20 protein-coding genes are annotated in these 18,016 nt (G+C 50.2%); 12 read left to right on the top strand and 8 right to left on the bottom strand.

The genetic code is table 11. From position 1 onward, the window contains the following. Positions 1 to 458: 458 nt before the first annotated feature. From EDC33_RS04435 to EDC33_RS04425, 3 genes are all read left to right on the top strand, one after another. Positions 459 to 1,673 (top strand): M20 metallopeptidase family protein, encoded by a 1,215-nt coding sequence (locus EDC33_RS04435; protein ID WP_124010285.1) that lies wholly within the window; start codon positions 459 to 461, stop codon positions 1,671 to 1,673. After that, positions 1,648 to 3,048: a YfcC family protein gene (locus EDC33_RS04430; RefSeq protein ID WP_229716632.1), complete on the top strand. Its 1,401-nt coding sequence runs from the start codon at positions 1,648 to 1,650 to the stop codon at positions 3,046 to 3,048. Before EDC33_RS04435 ends, EDC33_RS04430 begins: the two co-directional genes overlap by 26 nt. 159 nt (positions 3,049 to 3,207) lie before the next feature. Continuing rightward, the gene (locus EDC33_RS04425) at positions 3,208 to 4,791 is read left to right on the top strand and encodes an SLC13 family permease (RefSeq protein ID WP_124010649.1); all 1,584 of its coding nucleotides are present in this window, start codon (positions 3,208 to 3,210) and stop codon (positions 4,789 to 4,791) included. Between the two features lie 135 nt (positions 4,792 to 4,926). Here the strand turns inward: EDC33_RS04425 and EDC33_RS04420 are convergent, their stop codons facing one another. After that, the gene (locus EDC33_RS04420; RefSeq protein ID WP_229716633.1) at positions 4,927 to 6,261 is read right to left on the bottom strand and encodes an outer membrane protein assembly factor BamB family protein; all 1,335 of its coding nucleotides are present in this window, start codon (positions 6,259 to 6,261) and stop codon (positions 4,927 to 4,929) included. Positions 6,262 to 6,364: 103 nt separating this feature from the next. Between EDC33_RS04420 and EDC33_RS04415 the strand changes: the two genes are divergently transcribed. The 3 genes from EDC33_RS04415 to EDC33_RS04405 all read left to right on the top strand — a co-directional run bounded on the left by EDC33_RS04415 (position 6,365) and on the right by EDC33_RS04405 (position 9,107). Beyond that, positions 6,365 to 7,789: an APC family permease gene (locus EDC33_RS04415; RefSeq protein ID WP_124010283.1), complete on the top strand. Its 1,425-nt coding sequence runs from the start codon at positions 6,365 to 6,367 to the stop codon at positions 7,787 to 7,789. A 99-nt stretch (positions 7,790 to 7,888) separates the two neighbouring features. Beyond that, entirely contained in the window at positions 7,889 to 8,215 is a 327-nt protein-coding gene (locus tag EDC33_RS04410) for a cupin domain-containing protein (RefSeq protein WP_124010282.1), read from the top strand. A gap of 160 nt (positions 8,216 to 8,375) precedes the next feature. Then, entirely contained in the window at positions 8,376 to 9,107 is a 732-nt protein-coding gene (locus EDC33_RS04405) for a hypothetical protein (protein ID WP_124010281.1), read from the top strand. 52 nt (positions 9,108 to 9,159) lie between these two features. Here the strand turns inward: EDC33_RS04405 and EDC33_RS04400 are convergent, their stop codons facing one another. The 3 genes from EDC33_RS04400 to EDC33_RS04390 all read right to left on the bottom strand — a co-directional run bounded on the left by EDC33_RS04400 (position 9,160) and on the right by EDC33_RS04390 (position 10,022). Beyond that, a complete protein-coding gene (locus tag EDC33_RS04400; RefSeq protein WP_094905920.1) occupies positions 9,160 to 9,447 on the bottom strand; it encodes a hypothetical protein in 288 nt (95 codons plus the stop codon). 120 nt (positions 9,448 to 9,567) lie between these two features. Next, the gene (locus EDC33_RS04395) at positions 9,568 to 9,750 is read right to left on the bottom strand and encodes a CsbD family protein (protein WP_094905919.1); all 183 of its coding nucleotides are present in this window, start codon (positions 9,748 to 9,750) and stop codon (positions 9,568 to 9,570) included. A gap of 77 nt (positions 9,751 to 9,827) precedes the next feature. Next, the gene (locus EDC33_RS04390; RefSeq protein ID WP_094905918.1) at positions 9,828 to 10,022 is read right to left on the bottom strand and encodes a hypothetical protein; all 195 of its coding nucleotides are present in this window, start codon (positions 10,020 to 10,022) and stop codon (positions 9,828 to 9,830) included. A gap of 92 nt (positions 10,023 to 10,114) precedes the next feature. Here EDC33_RS04390 and EDC33_RS04385 point away from each other — a divergent pair, with 92 nt between their 5' ends. After that, complete coding sequence (locus EDC33_RS04385) at positions 10,115 to 10,558, top strand: hypothetical protein (RefSeq protein WP_124010280.1); 444 nt, start codon at positions 10,115 to 10,117, stop codon at positions 10,556 to 10,558. Between the two features lie 32 nt (positions 10,559 to 10,590). On the opposite strand, the gene EDC33_RS04380 is transcribed toward EDC33_RS04385, so the two are convergent. After that, positions 10,591 to 10,830, bottom strand: a complete 240-nt coding sequence (locus EDC33_RS04380) for a hypothetical protein (protein WP_124010279.1) — start codon at positions 10,828 to 10,830, stop codon at positions 10,591 to 10,593. Positions 10,831 to 10,981: 151 nt separating this feature from the next. Here EDC33_RS04380 and EDC33_RS04375 point away from each other — a divergent pair, with 151 nt between their 5' ends. Continuing rightward, positions 10,982 to 11,494, top strand: coding sequence for a type 1 glutamine amidotransferase domain-containing protein (locus EDC33_RS04375; protein WP_124010278.1), 513 nt, complete (start codon positions 10,982 to 10,984; stop codon positions 11,492 to 11,494). A 151-nt stretch (positions 11,495 to 11,645) separates the two neighbouring features. On the opposite strand, the gene EDC33_RS04370 is transcribed toward EDC33_RS04375, so the two are convergent. Together EDC33_RS04370 and EDC33_RS04365 are read right to left on the bottom strand one after the other, a co-directional pair. Then, complete coding sequence (locus tag EDC33_RS04370; RefSeq protein WP_124010277.1) at positions 11,646 to 12,404, bottom strand: immunoglobulin-like domain-containing protein; 759 nt, start codon at positions 12,402 to 12,404, stop codon at positions 11,646 to 11,648. Between the two features lie 5 nt (positions 12,405 to 12,409). Beyond that, on the bottom strand, positions 12,410 to 12,820 hold the full coding sequence (locus tag EDC33_RS04365) for an RrF2 family transcriptional regulator (protein WP_040106896.1): 411 nt from the start codon (positions 12,818 to 12,820) through the stop codon (positions 12,410 to 12,412). A 184-nt stretch (positions 12,821 to 13,004) separates the two neighbouring features. Between EDC33_RS04365 and EDC33_RS04360 the strand changes: the two genes are divergently transcribed. The 4 genes from EDC33_RS04360 (at position 13,005) to EDC33_RS04345 (ending at position 16,838) form a co-directional block, all read left to right on the top strand. Continuing rightward, complete coding sequence (locus EDC33_RS04360; protein WP_124010276.1) at positions 13,005 to 14,141, top strand: globin domain-containing protein; 1,137 nt, start codon at positions 13,005 to 13,007, stop codon at positions 14,139 to 14,141. A 152-nt stretch (positions 14,142 to 14,293) separates the two neighbouring features. Next, positions 14,294 to 14,683, top strand: coding sequence for a hypothetical protein (locus EDC33_RS04355; protein WP_094905912.1), 390 nt, complete (start codon positions 14,294 to 14,296; stop codon positions 14,681 to 14,683). A 105-nt stretch (positions 14,684 to 14,788) separates the two neighbouring features. Next, positions 14,789 to 15,745 (top strand): calcium/sodium antiporter, encoded by a 957-nt coding sequence (locus EDC33_RS04350; RefSeq protein ID WP_124010647.1) that lies wholly within the window; start codon positions 14,789 to 14,791, stop codon positions 15,743 to 15,745. A gap of 118 nt (positions 15,746 to 15,863) precedes the next feature. Then, a complete protein-coding gene (locus tag EDC33_RS04345; protein WP_124010275.1) occupies positions 15,864 to 16,838 on the top strand; it encodes a nuclease-related domain-containing protein in 975 nt (324 codons plus the stop codon). A 124-nt stretch (positions 16,839 to 16,962) separates the two neighbouring features. Here the strand turns inward: EDC33_RS04345 and folD are convergent, their stop codons facing one another. After that, complete coding sequence (gene folD, locus EDC33_RS04340; RefSeq protein ID WP_124010274.1) at positions 16,963 to 17,814, bottom strand: bifunctional methylenetetrahydrofolate dehydrogenase/methenyltetrahydrofolate cyclohydrolase FolD; 852 nt, start codon at positions 17,812 to 17,814, stop codon at positions 16,963 to 16,965. Positions 17,815 to 18,016: the final 202 nt, after the last annotated feature.

The raw sequence follows: 18,016 nt of genomic DNA, 5'->3' as shown, positions 1-18,016 counted from the left end.
ACACTGACGCAAGTGCATTGGAGCGAAAATTGCCTCATGAATTCTTCATTATAATCGTTACTGTATATTACAGGCCAGTTGTTCCTTGGTCGGGGGCCTTAATGGTTTAACAGCTGGTATAAGGGCAATTTAGAGGGAATACTTTGTGTAAGAAAAAAATGAACTGAGTAGAAGATATAGATAGGCTAAGAGGATCAGTATAGGATTATTCTCCGTCCGTAACATCTACTGTGGTCTCATCCACACCACAAATGAATTATTGAATCAGGAGATATATGCATCCCAAATGTAGAAGAGAAAGAAGCCATTTGAGATGCCTTTTTTTATTGTTCGACCATATATCCAAAGGGGCACCTCATCTATTGAGGTGTTTTTATTATATATAAACCCAAAAACATATTTATATTTATGAATAATTATGTAATAATACGTATTATAATAAAATTGGAGTGATTGTAATGAAGAACGCACTATTTGAGCAGCTGGAGAATCTATACCCCGAGATGGTGAAGGCGCGCAGGCATCTGCATATGTACCCGGAACTATCCTTCAAGGAGCAGTTTACGCCGGAGTATGTCAGGCAGCACCTGGAATCACTCGGGATTGAATGCAGGACCCATGTCGGCGGCAACGGTGTAGTCGGCACCCTGCATGGGGGGAAGCCGGGACCGACGGTGGCGCTGCGTGCGGATTTTGATGCCCTTCCGATCCAGGACGAGAAGGATGTTCCGTATAAATCGACGATTGACGGCGTGAGCCATGCATGCGGACATGATGTGCATACAGCTGCATTGATGGCGGTTGAGACTGTGCTTGCAGGTGTGAAAGAGGAACTGGCGGGCACTGTGGTGTTCATCCATCAATTTGCAGAGGAGCTGCCACCGGGTGGTGCCCAGCTGATGATTGCCGATGGCTGTCTGGAAGGTGTGGACTACATATATGGCGCCCACGTATGGGCAGATGACGACTATGGAACAATCGGCTTCATACCGGGACCGGCGATGGCAGGCGGGGATAATTTTGAAATCACCATCCAGGGGAAGGGCGGACACGGCGCCATTCCCCACACTACAGTAGATCCGCTTGTGACGATGAGTCAGCTTGTGGTGAACCTGCAGCAGATCGTCAGCCGCAAGATGGACCCGAACACGGCGAATGTCGTCACAATCGGGAAATTCCATAGCGGGGAAGCGACGAACGTCATCCCGGATACGGCAACGATTTCTGGGACGACGCGTACATTCGATGCGGAATCGAAGGATGTCATGGAGCAGTGGATCCGAATGATGAGTGAATCGACGGCCGCACAGAATGGCGCGACGGCAAAGGTTGACTTTACGTACGGCTGTGTACCGCTGATCAATAGTGAAGCGGAGACGGAGCAGCTCAAAGTGCTTACGGAACAGCATCTGCCGGATATGACGGTGGAGGAGAAGACGCCGATGATGACTTCTGAGGATTTTGCCTACTATCTTGAACATGTACCGGGCTCCTTCTTCTTCGTGGGGGCACGCAACCCGGAGATTGATGCAGTCCATCCACACCACCATCCCAAATTCGATGTGGATGAACGTGCCATGATTGAAATCGGTAAAGTCTTCATCCTTGCAGTGCTGCATCATATGGATGGATTGGAGGTTGCGGATTGTGAAACAGCAGAAGCATCCAAATAAAAGGCGTCTTGAGATGCCGGATACATATGTCATCCTGTTCCTTGTACTTGTGGCAACGGCGATCGCAACATATTTCGTACCTGCCGGGGCATTTGAGAGGGAACAGGTGGACGGTGTCGAGCGTGTGGTTTCAGGCACATACGAGAGTACTGCACAGGATCCGGTCGGCTTCATGGATGTATTCATGGCCCTGCAGACCGGGATGGTCGAATCGGCTGGACTCATATTCCTTGTGCTGTTTGCCGGAGGCATGTTCGAAGTGGTTGAACGTTCCGGGGCGATAACCGGAGGCATCATGAGTGCGGTGGATAAGATGCGCGGCAGGGAATTCCTGCTCATTGCTGTCATCTCCATCCTGTTTGCACTGGGCGGTGCAACCGGGGCCGTGGCGAACTCAGTCATTCCATTCGTCGCCATCGGCGTCATGCTGGCACGTGCCCTGAAGCTCGATGCGATTGTTGCGGTCTCCATCACGTTTGGCGCGACATTCATCGGTTTTGCAGCTGGGTTCCTGAACCCATATACGGTCGGCATCGCGCATGCGATTGCAGAGCTGCCGCTTTTCTCCGGCATGCTTTTCAGGGTCATTGCATTCATACTGCTGGTCGGTGTGACCATCTGGTACACGTGGGTCTATGCCAAACGCATCATGCGTGATCCGTCACGCAGCCTGATGGGCATCCTTGAAGATGAAGGGGACGTGGTGGAAATGAAGGATGCGCCGTTCACCCTGCGCCATAAACTCATACTGGCCTGGGTGGCGACAGCACTGGCCTTCTTCGTATTCGCGGTCATCCAGTTCCAATGGACGACGAACCATATGGCAGCGTTCTTCATCATCATTGGTCTTGTAGCAGGTATCATTGCCGGCATGAACTATAACAAGCTCACACTGACGTTTCTTGAAGGGTGCAAGAATCTGGTCTACGGCGCACTGATCATCGGGGTGGCCCGTGCGGTGCTTGTCGTGATGGAACAGGCAAACATTCTGGATACCATCGTCAATGCCCTGTCCGTGCCTCTCGGTGCCCTGACACCTGTGCTGGCAGCAATCGGCATGTTCATCGCAAACACCGTGTTCAACTTCTTTGTTCCTTCGGGGAGTGGTCAGGCAGCGATCATCATGCCGATCCAGACACCGCTTGCAGACATGATCGGGGTCACACGACAGGTGGCCGTCCAGTCGTTCCAGTTCGGCGACGGATTCTCCAACAGCATCTTCCCGACTTCCGGGCCACTGATGGCGAGTCTCGCAGTCGCAGGCGTGCCATGGATCAAGTGGGCAAAGTGGCTGCTGCCGCTGTTCCTCATCTGGTCGGTCATTGCAATGTCTGTACTTGCCATCGGCGTCTGGATCAACTGGGGACCGCTATAGGCGGAAGCGCCGGCATCGATTTTACGATGCCGGTTTTCCATATGGTGTAAAATTCATATGGTAATATTCTAAAAAATATGATATCTTCATCTAGTGTCAATAGAAAGCGTTTTCTGGGAGGTAGAGAAATTGTCAAAGTTTAAGAATACATATCAGAATATGTGGCGGGAGTCCAAAAGGACGAAGTCACTGCTCAAATTCTTCAGTGTGGATGAAGCCAAGAAGCACGCTGAACAGGGCAACCGTGGCCCTGTAAATGAAGGACCGGAGCACTCCTATGGACGCATGCAGTTGGTGGGGCTGATCCTCGGGCCGCTGCTGTTCATACTCACGCTCCTTTTCCTGAATACCGAGGGGCTCGATTCAGCCGGGGTATTCGTCGTGGCTTCCACATTATGGATTGCGACATGGTGGATTACGGAGGCCATTCCGATCCCGGCAACATCACTTCTGCCATTGTTCCTCTTCCCGTTGGGCGGGGTCATGGACAGCGGGACGACGACAAGCGCATACGGCAACGACATCATCTTCCTCTTCCTTGGAGGGTTCCTGCTCGCACTTGCCATGGAGAGGTGGAATCTGCATACGCGGATTGCACTGACGATCATCAAGGCAATCGGTACGACGACTGCGACCATCCTGCTCGGCTTCATGATCGCAACGGGCATATTGTCCATGTTCGTCAGCAACACCGCAGCAGTCATGATCATGATCCCGATTGGTATGGCGATCATCAGCGAAGCACACTCGCTGTCGAAGAATGATCTTGACGAGAACCTGCGCAAGTTTGAAAAATCACTGGTGCTCGGCATCGGTTATGCTGGAACGATCGGCGGCCTAGGCACATTGATCGGTACGCCGCCGCTCATCATTATGTCCGGCCAGCTCCAGGAGCTCTTCGGCATCGAGATGAGTTTTGCACAGTGGATGCTATTCGGTGTTCCGATCGTCATCATCTTCCTGCTCCTGGCATGGGCCTACATGCATTTCTTCTCATTCAAGCATGGCATGGACCATCTGCCGGGCGGACGTGAGATCATCACCAGTGAGCTCGATAAACTCGGAAAAATCACACGGGAAGAGATTCTTGTCCTCATCGTCTTCCTGTTCGCAGCATTCATGTGGATCACCCGTGGGTTCATCTGGTCGAACTGGTCTGTGACGGAGATGCTTACGGACGGCGCGATTGCAATGATGGCGTCGGTCATCCTGTTCCTGCTGCCGACAAAAAGGAAGTCGAAACGCATACTCGACTGGTCTGTTGCCCGTGACCTGCCATGGGGCGTACTGCTGCTCTTCGGTGGCGGTCTCGCACTGGCAGCAGCGATTGTGGAGACGGGGGTCGACCAATGGCTCGGTGAACTTCTGACGGCTGTCGAAGGCATTCATATCGTCATCATCATCTTCATTGTCGCACTTGGTATCCTGTTCCTGACGGAAATCACATCCAATACCGCAACAGCAACGATGATCCTGCCGGTACTCGCCGGTCTGACGATTGCACTGGAAGTGCACCCGCTGACATTGATGGTGCCGGCCGCCATGGCTGCAAACTGTGCATTCATGCTGCCGGTGGGGACACCGCCAAACGCGATCGTCTTCGGTACACAGAAGATCAGCATCCAGGAGATGGCCAAGACAGGCTTTGCCCTGAACATCGTCGGAGTCGTCCTGATCGTAACATTCGTATACTTGCTGATGCCTTTCATTTTCGGCATCGACCTGTTGAACTATAGTGGATAACAGATGAAAAATGGCCCGCCTCATTACGAGGGGGCCACTTTTTTGGTTCTTATGATTAATGGGACGGCAACTGTCACTGAGCATCCGGGTGAATGACAATTAAGGTCTGTATATGACCCTTCAGTCTACATCATCCTATTCTTTGGCGTCTGCAAAGTCACTCAACGGGACGACATAGACGTAGCTGTCCTGGCTGCCGACGAAGAGGGTATCGTTGACGATGATCGGGCCTGACGGAGCAAGGGTGCCGCCGAGCACTTTTTCTTTAACCGGCTCACCGGTCTCGGCATCCATGCCGACAACCCGCCCTTCAACGTTGGAGAAGTAGACGATGCCGTTCTTCGCCACCGGCGGTGCCTTGGCTGCCTCATCTTCATACGCCCACAGCTGCTCACCCGTCTCCAGGTCATATGCATAGTAAGTCTTCGTTTTTGGGCTGGCAACATATACGGTGCCCTCATATATCATAGGCGCACCGGATTTGTTGTTCTGGACGGGCTGGCCGGTTCCCCAGTTGTCTTCCCAAAGGATTTCTCCGGATTCGATGTCCATCGCATAGATTTCATGCTCGGATTCTCCCTCTTCATTTTCGACGAGGGCAGTGGTGACGACAGTGCCTCCACTTACGGCAGGGGGAACATCATCGAGTCCCATTACGACTTCATCGAACTCGGTCTGCCATTTCAACTCATCCTGCTCGAGGTCATATGCATAGAAAGTATATGGCATCGGGCCGCTGCCGCCGACATAGAGCGTGTCTTCATGTATGTTCGGTGAGGACATGCTGATGGTGGAGCCGAGTTCATGCTGATGTGCAAGCTCCCCCTCATCAAGTGTCAGCTTGTAGAGGTGGCGGTCTCCGGTCGTGATGTAGAGATGATCGCCATGTATGGCAGGTGTCGGCATGACTTCCCCGTCTGTTTCGAACTGCCAGAGGATTTCGCCACTTTCCGCATCAAGTGCCATCACACCATTTTCCCCGGTGCCGCGTACGCCATCATCCTGGAAGTGGCGGTTGCCATATCCGACATATACTGTGCCCTCGTGATAGATGGTTTCCGAGTGGATCCAGTTCGGTGCCGTCTCCTCCCATATCCTGTCGCCGGATTCCAGGTCGAAGGCAAGGATGTCGCCGGAGTTGTGGTTGCCGATGAACAGTTTGCCATCGGCGACTACTGGTGTCGCCCGGACTTCATCCTCCGTCTTGAACTTCATATTCTCGAGCGGTTCATGCCCGGAATCGATGACGGCATTCTTTTCAGGGTTGAAGCGGTACTGAGTCCATTCCTCTGCACCGAAAGCCTGCATATCGCCAGATTCCTCGGAAGTCTCCTCCGCGACCTCCCCAGTTGCCTCTTCGGTCGGTTCCTCCGTCGTTTCTTCAGCGGACTGATCTTCAGCGTTTCCACATGCTGCAATGAGTAGTGTTCCTGATAATATCGAGTATTTCATCAAGCGCAGTAATGTCATATTTCTTCCTCCTGTCATTATAATTGTGCAATATGTACATTTTACGTTTGCCGGCTGCTCTGTTAGGCTATATTTCAGAAAACAAACAGAGGAGATTAAAAGTATGGAAACAAAAATATCCAACGTCGAGCGGACAGAGCTCGACAATACCATGTCCAAACGTTTCATCTGGGCCATTGCCTATGGTTCAAGCATCGGATGGGGCGCCTTCATACTCCCGGGGGATTGGCTGGCTTCTTCGGGTACGCTAGGGTCGACCCTCGGCATCACCATCGGCGGCATTTTGATGCTGATCATCGCTGTGGCGTATGGCGGTCTGACGACGCGCTTTCCGGTCTCGGGTGGTGAGTTCGCCTTCAGCTATGTCGGTTTCGGTAAATACGTCAGCTTCATCGCATCTTGGTTTCTGGCACTCGGATACATATGTGTGGTCGCACTGAATGCCAGCGCCTTCAGTCTGCTGTTCAAGTTCATTCTACCTGAATTTCTTGAAATCGGCCATTTATATACGATTGCAGGCTGGGATGTCTATATCATGGAAGTCATCCTGTCTTCCCTCGTACTCATCCTATTTGCATTCATATCGATCAAGGGAAGTGGCCTGTCTGGGAATCTCCAGTTCCTTTTCTGCATATTCATGGCGCTTGTAGTGTCTGTCCTCTTCGGATGGTCATTCTTCTCGGGAGAGTTTGCGTTGTCGAATGCTGAGCCGCTGTTTAATGATCAGAATGGTGTATGGACTTCGATCATCCTGATCGTTGCCATCGCTCCCTGGATGTATGTCGGTTTCGACAACATCCCGCAGGCGGCTGAAGAATTCAACTTCAGTCCGGATAAGACGTTCAAGCTCATCGTCTTCGGTATCATCGCCTCCATCATCACCTACGTGCTGATGATCCTCATCACTTCCTGGGTGTACCCGGACGAGCAGTCGATCGATGGGGCACTGTGGGTGACGGGATCCGTCGTCCAGTCTGGAATGGGCGGTCTTGGAATGACACTGCTCGCACTTGCGATCTCATTCGGGGTATTTACGGGATTGAACGGCTTCTATCTGTCTTCTTCCCGGCTGCTGTTCGCCCTCGGGCGGGCGCGTTTCATCCCGCCTGTGTTCATGAAGCTCAGCAAAAATAAAACACCTTATGTCTCAGTGCTCTTCATCATGACCGTGTGTCTCGCAGCGCCTTGGCTCGGCCGTACAGCGCTCAGTTGGATCGTCGACATGTCATCGACCGGCGTGTCGGTTGCATTTCTGATCACAAGCCTGGTAGCGGTCAAGTTCTTCAGCAGAAAGGAGAACTACAACATCCTCTATATCATCTTTGGTGTATTGGGTGCGCTGATTTCTCTGACCTTCCTTATACTGCTGCTGTATCCGGGATCACCCGCGTCACTCAGCGCGCCGTCCTATATCGCGCTCGGTGCCTGGGTCGCACTCGGCGCCATCTTCTTCCTGTTCCAGCTGAAGAAGCTTAGGGCCCTGACGAAAGAGGAGCTGGACTATCTCATCCTGAACAAGGATGAATAGTACCGGGCCGGTGGAAGAGAAAGGTGTCAGACTTGCCTGCAATGGTTCCAGCCGTCATACTGCAGAGGAGAACAGTCGAATCGAAGGAGGTTGGAATATATGGAGAAAAAATCTGCTGTCACTGCACAGGAATTCAATGAAGAGAGATTCACAAAGGTGAATGTCTTCAAAAAAGACAACAGTACGATGTTCGTCCTGAACTTTATGCCGGGGCAGAAGCTGCCTGAACACAATCATCCCGGCCACGAACTCTATTTGCATGTGGCCCGCGGCACAGGGCGGTTTACAGTGGACGACGAGACCAGTGGCGTTGCTGAAGGGGATGTCATCCATATTGGTTCTGAAGAAAAGATCAGTTTCGAAAATGATGGTACGGAGCCGGCATCCATCTATGTGACGATGACGCGCCTCCCCAAACAGCACTGACCCAAATCACTTCATCCAGGCTCCCGGACGCTTGTCCGGGAGCCTTTCATATTCCTGTAAAATCAGAGTGCTTTTATCGGGCTTTTGCTAATATTACAGTTATGTTACAATAGGTTCGGTATATAGGGGAAGCATCAGAAAGATGAAGGAGACGACCAAATTGAGACCGATATTCCTATTATTCGCAGTAGGGCTGCTGACAGCATGTGGTGCTGATGCGGAACAAAATGTCGACTTCGAGGATTTCAAATCTGAAAGACCGATGGTGAACATGATTACACATAAGAGCATCCAGTTGGATGACTCCATAAAATATACAGACCGGACAACTAAGATGAACCTGGATGATTACGAGGAACACGCTGCGGATGCCGTAAGCAGCAAGGACATGCTCGCAGTCGATGTCGACTATTCCAAAAAAGAAGCGGTGCATATAAAGGACATGACCCAGGACGCAGAAGAGATACAGGATGAAATCTCCACTGTATGGGCCGAGACTTTCACGCCGATGTACAATCAGTTCCTGTGGCATGAGCTCGACAAAAAGACGCTGGCAGCGAATCTGGAAGCGATGCACGAATCCTATGAGGATCTTGAGATGCAGGTGGATGGCCTTGAGGCGCCGTCATTTCTGGTGCCTGAGCATGAAGAACTGTTTGAACGGGTGAAGGCCGACCTGTATCTGGCGATTTCAAACCGTACGCTTGCACTGATCGAATTCAAGCTGATGAACCAGAAAGAAGAGCACGCCATGAATGAAGAGATGCTCGATATTCATCTGAAGAACAGCAGAAAGTACCTCTCTAGTGCATCGCGCTCACTCAACCAGCTTGAAAGCCTGAAGGTGGATACAGGCAGCACGGATGACGAACTCGTTGTTGCCGATGAATAGCATATAAAAAAGGTGGATTCTATATAGAATCCACCTTTTTGTTAATACACTGTTATTTGCCATCGTTGCCCTTATCATTGGCATTGTCGCCGGCGCGGGTTGTCTTATCTTTTTCGCCTTCACCCGGATCTCCATCAATGCCGTATTTGTCGACGACCTTGTCACCTGTTTCACTTACTTTATCCCATTTGTCGCCGGCACCGACTTTATCTGAGTATTTATCGCCCTGTTCCTTTACGTTGTCCCAATTCTCGGATACATTTCTGCGAGTATCTTCATCCTTCGCCTTATTAACAAGATCTTTTGCCTTATCAAATAATCCTTTTTTCTCTTCAGCCATCATTAACATCTCCTTTGTTGTTATCTTTACATAATGACTCTACCTATATATACAGGAGGCTAAACATGATTCTACAAATCCATAGAAAAAACACCGTCCAATGGACGGTGCTGGGGGATGCTATTTTCTGTCGTTGAAGGCATCGGTGGCTTTATCTTTGACGTCGTTGGCAGCATCTTTCACTTTGCCTTCCGTTTCCTGACGTTTGCCTTCTTCTTTCGTCTTCTCATCATTCATCAAGTCGCCTGCAGCTTTCTTTGCCTTGCCCATCAGCTTGTCTTTTTTGCTTGTATCGTCAGCCATGAATAGAACACCTCTTCTTGATTATTGTTGTTTTACTTTCCACAAGTCCATTCCCGGTTCACTGAAAAGTTAAACCTCTATCGGTTCCCGGAATCGTAACGATTGTCGTGGAACACGCTCTTGTCCGTCTCTTCATCCACATAGAATTCCTTGCGCTTTTTATTTATATCGGAAAGGACATCCTCCATGGAGTCATCTTTGGAATCACGTCGTCCAAGCTTATCTTCGGATGATTCTTCGAACATTCTGTCGCTCTTATCCTTTTTGGCCATGATACCAGTACTCCTTTCCTTTTTTACTCAGTACCCCCTGCGAATCGGAGTGAAACATTACCCTTTTGGGTAGAGTGGGGTGAGGTGATTATATGTATGGAATAAATGGAAAGTTCAACAGCACATTCCGGGATTTCGAGACTTACCGGAGGCTCGGTATTGTAAGTGTGACGACGACACGCTACAAAAGAAGTATCATGGGCCCCGGAAAAGGGGACCTGTTTGCACTGTACAGTACACGCCAGGGTTGGCTCGGTGTGGGGAGGGTGGTCGATTCTGCCGTACCTTTCCAGGATTTCAGGATGCACCAGGGCGGCCTGCTGGTTGAGCAGGATGCCTATCCTTTCAAGGAGATCCAGCGGATCAACCTGCATTTCGGAAAAGAGGAGTATATATTCCGTGTCGAATGGCTGGCCATCGTGGATTCGGTGGAGGATGGGAAGATGGTCGGGAGGTTCGATTCGGATGATCCGGTCATTGTGCTTGATGGTGAAATGGAGAAGGCACTCCTCAAGGCCTTCAACCTTTCCATATGAGAAAACCCCTCCCGTAATCGGGAGGGGTGGGGCTAACGGGCTTTCTCACCGAGCATCGCTTCACCTTCATCCGTCAGCTCTATGTTGCTGTAGTAGAAGTCGTATTCGAATGGTGTCAGTATGAGCAGGCCTTTCTGCTCCATCAGCTTCATTTGGAAGTCGACGGTGCGGATGTCATATTCCGCCATGCTCGTGTTGGGATATTCGAAAAGATGATTCTTTACATTATATAGGATCTTATATTCCAAATCCTTATCGTATGAATATTGCATATGATCACTCCTGCCAGACCAGTATAGGAACATCTGTTCTATTTGTCAATATCATAAATTTATATGTAGATGCCATGGATTTATGTTTAAAGACCCTTGAAATGTGGAACACTATATATTGTAACCACATTCTATTAAGGAGTGATTGATTTTGGCAAAGAAAGTCGCAGTAATCATGACTGACATGGTAGAAGATGTAGAATTTACAAGCCCGGTCGAGGCGCTTCAGAATGAAGGCCATGAGGTGGAAGTCATTGCACCGGAAGCCGGAGAAATAGAAGGTAAGCAGGGCGGCAAGTTCAAGGCGGATAAAGGCATTGCAGATGTAAAGCCTGAAGACTATGATGCGATTCTGATACCAGGCGGATTCTCCCCGGACCTGCTGCGCAGTGACGAGCAGGGCCGCTTCGGCAAATTCGCAAAACACTTCCTGCAGGAAGACAAGCCGACATTCGCCATCTGCCACGGTCCTCAAGTACTCATAGATACCGACATGCTGAAGGACCGCAACATCACTTCCTTCATCTCTGTAAGGAAGGATCTTGAGAACGCAGGTGCCAAGGTGCATGACAAATCCGTTGTGGTCTGCCATAACATGGTCACGAGCCGCAAACCGGATGACCTGGAAGACTTTAACCGCGAAATTTCAGCCCAGCTCGGCTGATCGGACTGAGTGTCCACAAAAAAAGATTTGAAATCATGAAGCAGTAAATTCATCCAGCCCTTTCCCGGGTTGGATTTTTTTATTTTCGGACGATGCTGGGGGATCATGGCACCAAAAAACGCTCCTGAGCCCAGGAGCGTTGCAATTCCATCTATTCGACTGTAATCGTCCGTGCCTTAGCGTGAGGGTCGCCGAAATGATCGAACACCGCATAGGCGATCGTATATTCGCCCGGTGTATCGGTGTCGACTTCGCCTGAGATATGGGTGCGGTGGGTGATGTCACTGCCGTCCACATCGATGATTGCGACATCTTCCTTGGGATTGAATTCGGATCCTTGCGGAATGGTAACATCTTCGAGCCCGAGGAATGTGATGGCCGAACTGCTGGAGACGTCATCCTCAGCTGATTCAGTTTTCCCGGTGTCACCTGAAAGTTGTGCTTCGGTCGGTGGAATCATCGGCACCGGATCACTGGCAGCATTCGATACTTCAATCACACGCGTATACTCGTAATAGGCCCCCCGGCTGTTTTCAACACGGTATGAGACGTTATAGGTGCCCGGCTGATTGGTGTTGACATTGTTGGATGTCACTTCGATGTTTCCGGTGATGTTCCCGTCCGTATTGTCGACCGCATAGACGCCGGCAAGCGGGTCGAAATCGTCCCCGACTTGAACGTTATACCCTCCGGTACCTTTGATGGCTGGCACATTGCCGCTGTGGGCTGCAATTTCCTCTTCCATCGTCGGACCCTCATAGTCGGCGTACTTGGAATCAGTCTGGTCTTCCGATTCCGTCTTTGTTTCGGAAACTTCGGCCTGCTGAAGTTCTTCATCCAGCAGTTCCCCTGTGATGGGGGCTACCGGCAGCAGGCCGGCCATGAATTTTATTATTGTACTTGAGTTCATTATGGTCACCTCGGGATTGCTTTTGGAATAATATCCTGCAATGTATATTTATCGAGTACTTCAAGATATGCCTTGAGGGCATCATTCAGCACGAAACGCAGCCCGCACACGGGTGTCAGGACGCATTCGTTGCCTTCCGAGAAGCATTCGGCCATATGGAAATTATCTTCCGTCTGACGGACGACTTCCCCTATATTGACCGCTTCTGGTCTATAGTTTAGCATAATCCCCCCGCCACGGCCACGGACAGTTTTGATGTAGCCCAGCTTTGCCAGGTGGTGCACCACTTTCGTCAGATGGTTCCTCGAAATATTATAGTAGCCCGCGATCTCATCTATCTGGATCTTCTCCTCATCACGCATGCCGAGGTACATCAGTACACGCAAAGAGTAGTCCGTATACAATGTCAGTTTCACTGTAATCATCTCCTTCATATAATTATACACGCATTCATTCCCTATATAAATAAAGCTCACCGAAACGGAACTATTCTGTGAACAAATTGTGAAATAGAGCACAACCACTTGAAAACCATTTCATATTAACGTATTATAAAGATGTATTGAAAATATATCTTATGACCGAAGGGGTTTTATTAATATGATTACTGAAGAGAAAAAAGAGGTCATCAAAGCGACGATTCCAGTATTGGAAGCACACGGCACCGAAATCACTTCCACATTCTATCAGAATATGTTCAAGGCCCATCCTGAACTGCTCAACATCTTCAACCAGACGAATCAGAAGATCGGCGACCAGCCGAAGGCACTTGCGATGACGGTATTGGCTGCAGCTAAGCACATCGACAATCTTGATGCGATCGTTCCTCACGTCGTCGGCATTGCGCACAAACACCGTGCCCTTGAGATCAGACCGGAACACTATCCGATTGTCGGGAAACATCTGCTTGAAGGCATCCAGGAAGTGCTTGGCGACCAGGCGACACCTGAAATCATCGATGCATGGGGAGACTACTACAATCAAATCGCCCAAGTATTCATCGATGTGGAGGCTGACATGTACCAGGCTGCTGCTTGGGATGGCTTCAAACCATTCATCGTCAGGAAGAAGGAAGTCATGACGCCTGATATCGTCAGGTTCACAGTGGATTCCGGTGATGTGGACAAGGCATTCACAGCGGGACAGTACATTACGGTGAAGGTGAAGCCTTCCGGTTATCCTTATGAGGCACTGCGCCACTATTCCATCTGTTCAAATGATGCAGAGGATGGCATCACATTCGCAGTCAAACGTGAAGTCGTCGATGATAATAAGGGTGTAGTATCCAACTATCTCCACGACGGCATCGAAGAAGGCGACGCACTCTTCCTTTCTGCACCGGCAGGCGACTTCAAGGTTGAGGAAGACCACGACAAACTGCTCTTCATCGCAGGAGGTGTCGGTGCGACACCGGTCATGGCCATGGCTGAAGAGGCGGTCTCCAAAGGCAAAGATGTCAAATTCGTATACAGCACATTCAACGAGGACCATCTGCCGTTCAAGGACCAGTTCGAGAAACTGCAGGCGGCAGGTGCAGATATCCAAGTGAAGTACAGTGATACTGAGGGTTACCTGAACAGCAGCAATTTTGCAGGCAGTGACGACCGTGAAATCTACCTCTGCGGCTCCATGCGCTTCATGAACCCGATGATTGCCGAGCTCAATGGCATGGGCATCGATAATTCGCGCATCCACTTCGAGCCGTTCGGTCCGAAGATGAGCATGCAGAAAGTTTAATATGTGTCCAACGATTTTTCATATATAGAATGCACCCATCCGTTCCAGATTCGGATGGGTGTGTTTTTTGTCCAAAAATGGTTTATATTATAATGATGGATGGAAGAAGGAAAATCTTCCAGACGACTTTTAAAAATTCAGGAGGCTTCATAATGGAAAGAAAATGGGGTATCAACTTTATACGGGTGGCATCGGTATTCGGCCTGCTCGGTGTATTCATCGGGTCGCAGATGGCCGGGGAGATGGACTACAGCATCCGTCCAATCCATACGCATGTGCTGCTTGTCGGATGGCTGTCCATGTTTGCATGGGGAATATTCTACAGCGTCTACACCATTAAAAATAAGCTGCTTGTACATATCCACGGCATCACGGGGATGGTCGGTGCAGTGACACTTACAAGCGGCATGTACTTCTATATGCTCAACCCGTTCAACTTCAACGAAACATTCAACATGATCTATTTCATCGTCGGCGGCAGCATCCTGCTCATCGCCTTCCTGCTCTTCCTCATCATCACTTTCCTTGTGGAAAAGGAATGACGGGTGGAGGAGGATTCTCCTCTTATAAAGAAAAGTTTTTGTGTTTTGTTTTGATTCAGAGGGAATGTATTAAATAAAATATAGAGAGAAAGAGAGATGACGTCTTTGGAATATATACTTCTGGTAATCGGCTTTGTGCTGCTGATCAAAGGGGCGGACTATTTCGTCGAGGGCGCCTCGAACATCGCAGTGAAGCTCAATGTATCACCGCTCCTGGTCGGGCTGACCATCGTTGCACTTGGTACGAGTTCCCCTGAAGCGACAGTGGCGATCCTTGCGGCCCTTGAGGGCAGCCCGGGTGTCGTACTCGGTAACGTCATCGGCAGCAACATCGTGAACATCACGGTAGTCATCGGTCTGACGGCCCTGATTGCACCGCTGACCGTCCAGAGTGAAACCGTCCGCAAGGAGATTCCATTTGCGATGCTTGCAGCCATCGTCCTGATGATACTTATGGCCGACGTGGCACTGCAGGGGGCCGGTGCGAACATCATCAACCGCGGTGACGGGATCATCATCCTGCTGTTCTTCTCGGTCTTCCTGTATTATGTATTCGAAATGGCCATGAAGAACCGTTCCAGTACAGTGGAGAAGGTCGATGTGGACACAGGCGAATCCTGGCTGAAGAATATACTCTTCACCATCGGCGGTCTCATCGCGATCATCATCGGTGGTGAGATGGTCGTCAGCAGTGCAACCGAGATTGCGCTGTCACTCGGCATGAGCGAAGCACTCGTCGGTCTGACGATCGTTGCGATCGGTACTTCACTTCCTGAAATCATGACATCGGTCACAGCAGCCCTCAAGGGCAAGGGCGACATGGCCATCGGCAACGTCGTCGGCAGCAATATCTTCAACATCTTCTTCGTTACGGGTACAGCGTCCACTGTGGCACCGATTGCTGCAGAATCGAAGCTGTTCTTCGATGGCTGGGTGATGGTGGGACTGACCGTCCTGCTGCTCATCTTCTCACGTACACACTTCAAGATCGGCCGGAGGGAAGGTGCAGTCCTGCTTCTTGCCTACATCACATATCTGGTCTACATCATCATCAGGAACTAGGGAAGTCTGAGGTGTAAGTGAGAGTCAATTTATTAACTTGGATTAAATAAAATATTTGCAGATAAAAAAAATGAGAATGCCTCCTTTCCTCCATATATAGGGTAAGGGGGTTTTTATTATGGAGAAAAGAAAGCAGACGAAGGAACATCAGTGGCTGAGGGTCATGGCGGAAAGGAATGGGTTGGACGAATCGGGCAGGCGGCGCCTTGGTGCACTTGATATTGGTCATGCGGGGGAGTGTGAATTCGACGGTTGGATTGAGGAATTCGGTGATGAAAGGTGGCGGGTATATCGTGATGTGTGGATTGATGCCGGCGGACCGACACAAATTGATACGATGACCGTGAGTGAGGCTGGGATCTTCATTTTTGATGTAAAGAATTATTCTGGGGAGTATGCGTATAGTGGTGGAAATTGGTCGGTGAACGGGCGGCCGCTCATCAAGGACATATTCGTCCAGTTGAAGCGGTCGATGGAAAAGGTGACGTTTATGCTCGGGGAAATCGATCCGTCAGTGCCGGCTGAAGGGAGGATCGTCTTCATCAACGAACATCTTTCGTTTGAGGCAGAAGGTGCGGTCCAGGACAGGGTGGTGATGCGCCATGTGCTGAAGAAGCATATATTGGAGATGGATGGCGCGCAGCCGCGGCTACGCATGCCGATTGATGTGTTGTGCAGGGAGATCGAAGCATTCTTCATCGATTGTCCGTATCCACCACCTCGATGTGACGCATCCCTTTATTTGAAGGTGGATAAGGGGGTGCGCTGCCATCGTTGTGGGGAGTTTGAGCATGAAATGATGCGTTATCATTTCAGATGTCTTGGCTGCGGATATCGGGAGGCGAAGGAGAAGGCGGTGCTGCGGTCGATCTGCGAATATGGCGTCATCCGCAATGACTGTATGCTGCGTGTGGCGGACATCCATCATTTCCTGGGTGGCACGGTGGGGGAGCGGTACATCCGTTCGATCCTGATCAAATATTTCAGGGTGGCGGCGCGTGGCAGGCATGCTGCATATGTAAATCCGGGTGAAGTAATGGAGTACCTGTTTGGAGGGATGAACTTCAGGTATAAGGACTGGAATCAGGAATAAAAGGATCTAATTGTCACTCGTGATTTCCGCCAATGACAATTGGAGGTCTAATTGTCATATGATTCCACACACAGAAGCCCGGACAGCTCATGCCGTCCGGGCTTTATTCATACATAAAATGAAGCTACTCGATGTCGTTGTTCCATTTTGCAGCGAGCAGTGTGTTGTTGAGTACCATTGTGATGGTCAGGGGACCGACGCCGCCTGGTACTGGCGTGATGTAGCTGGCGACTTCCTTGGCGGAGTCGAAATCGACGTCTCCAACGAGCTTCTCATCGACGACTGTATTGCCGACATCGATGACGATGGCGCCTTCTTTGAGGTGTTCGCCAGTCACGAGGCCTGGTGCACCGACGGCGCTTACGATGACATCATAATCCTTGAGTCTTGCCGTCATGTCCTTTGTACGGGAATGCATGAGTGTGACAGTGGCATTCTCATTGGTGAGAAGCTTGGCCACAGGCTGGCCGACGATGTGGGAGCGGCCGATCACTGCCACGTCCTTCCCTTCGAGGGAGCCGGTATGCTTGAGCAGTTCCATGATGCCGAGCGGCGTACATGGTACGAAGGTGCGCTGGCCTGTATAGAGCCGGCCGATATTCACCGGATGGAAGCCGTCGACGTCCTTGTGCGGTGCAATCGCTTCCAAGACTTTCTCCTCGCTGACCTGCTTCGGCAGCGGGACCTGGACGAGGATGCCGTTTACTGCATCGTCATTGTTCAGGCGGTCGATGGTGCTGAGCACCTCTTCTTCAGATGTGTCCTCATCAAGGTGGACGATATCTGATGTCATGCCGATCTTCTCGGCTGCTTTATTTTTTGAGCGGACATAGCTCAAAGAGGCACCATCATTGCCGACGATCACAACCGTCAGGTTCGGGGTGATGCCTTTACTTTTTAATCTCTCAACTTCTTCGGCAAGGCCGGCGCGGTATTCCTTCGCGATTTCCCTGCCGTTCAAAAGTTCTGCTGTCATCTAGAAACGCCTCCTAAAAGATTTTCCTACTCCATTATCCATGAGTTTATTGAAGATTTCCATATCAATTTAATGAAATTGCTTATTTTATCACATTTTAATCAGGGTCCTCCCATTAAGTGCAAATACCGTATAATCATTTGTACACACAAGCTTTAATATAACTAAACACAAACTATTAAATAAACATATATATAAATGT

Source organism: Salinicoccus roseus, assembly GCF_003814515.1.
GTDB classification, from domain to species: Bacteria; Bacillota; Bacilli; order Staphylococcales; family Salinicoccaceae; genus Salinicoccus; species Salinicoccus roseus.
Note: the sequence above shows the minus strand (reverse complement) of the source record. Positions and strands in the feature narration are given on the sequence as shown.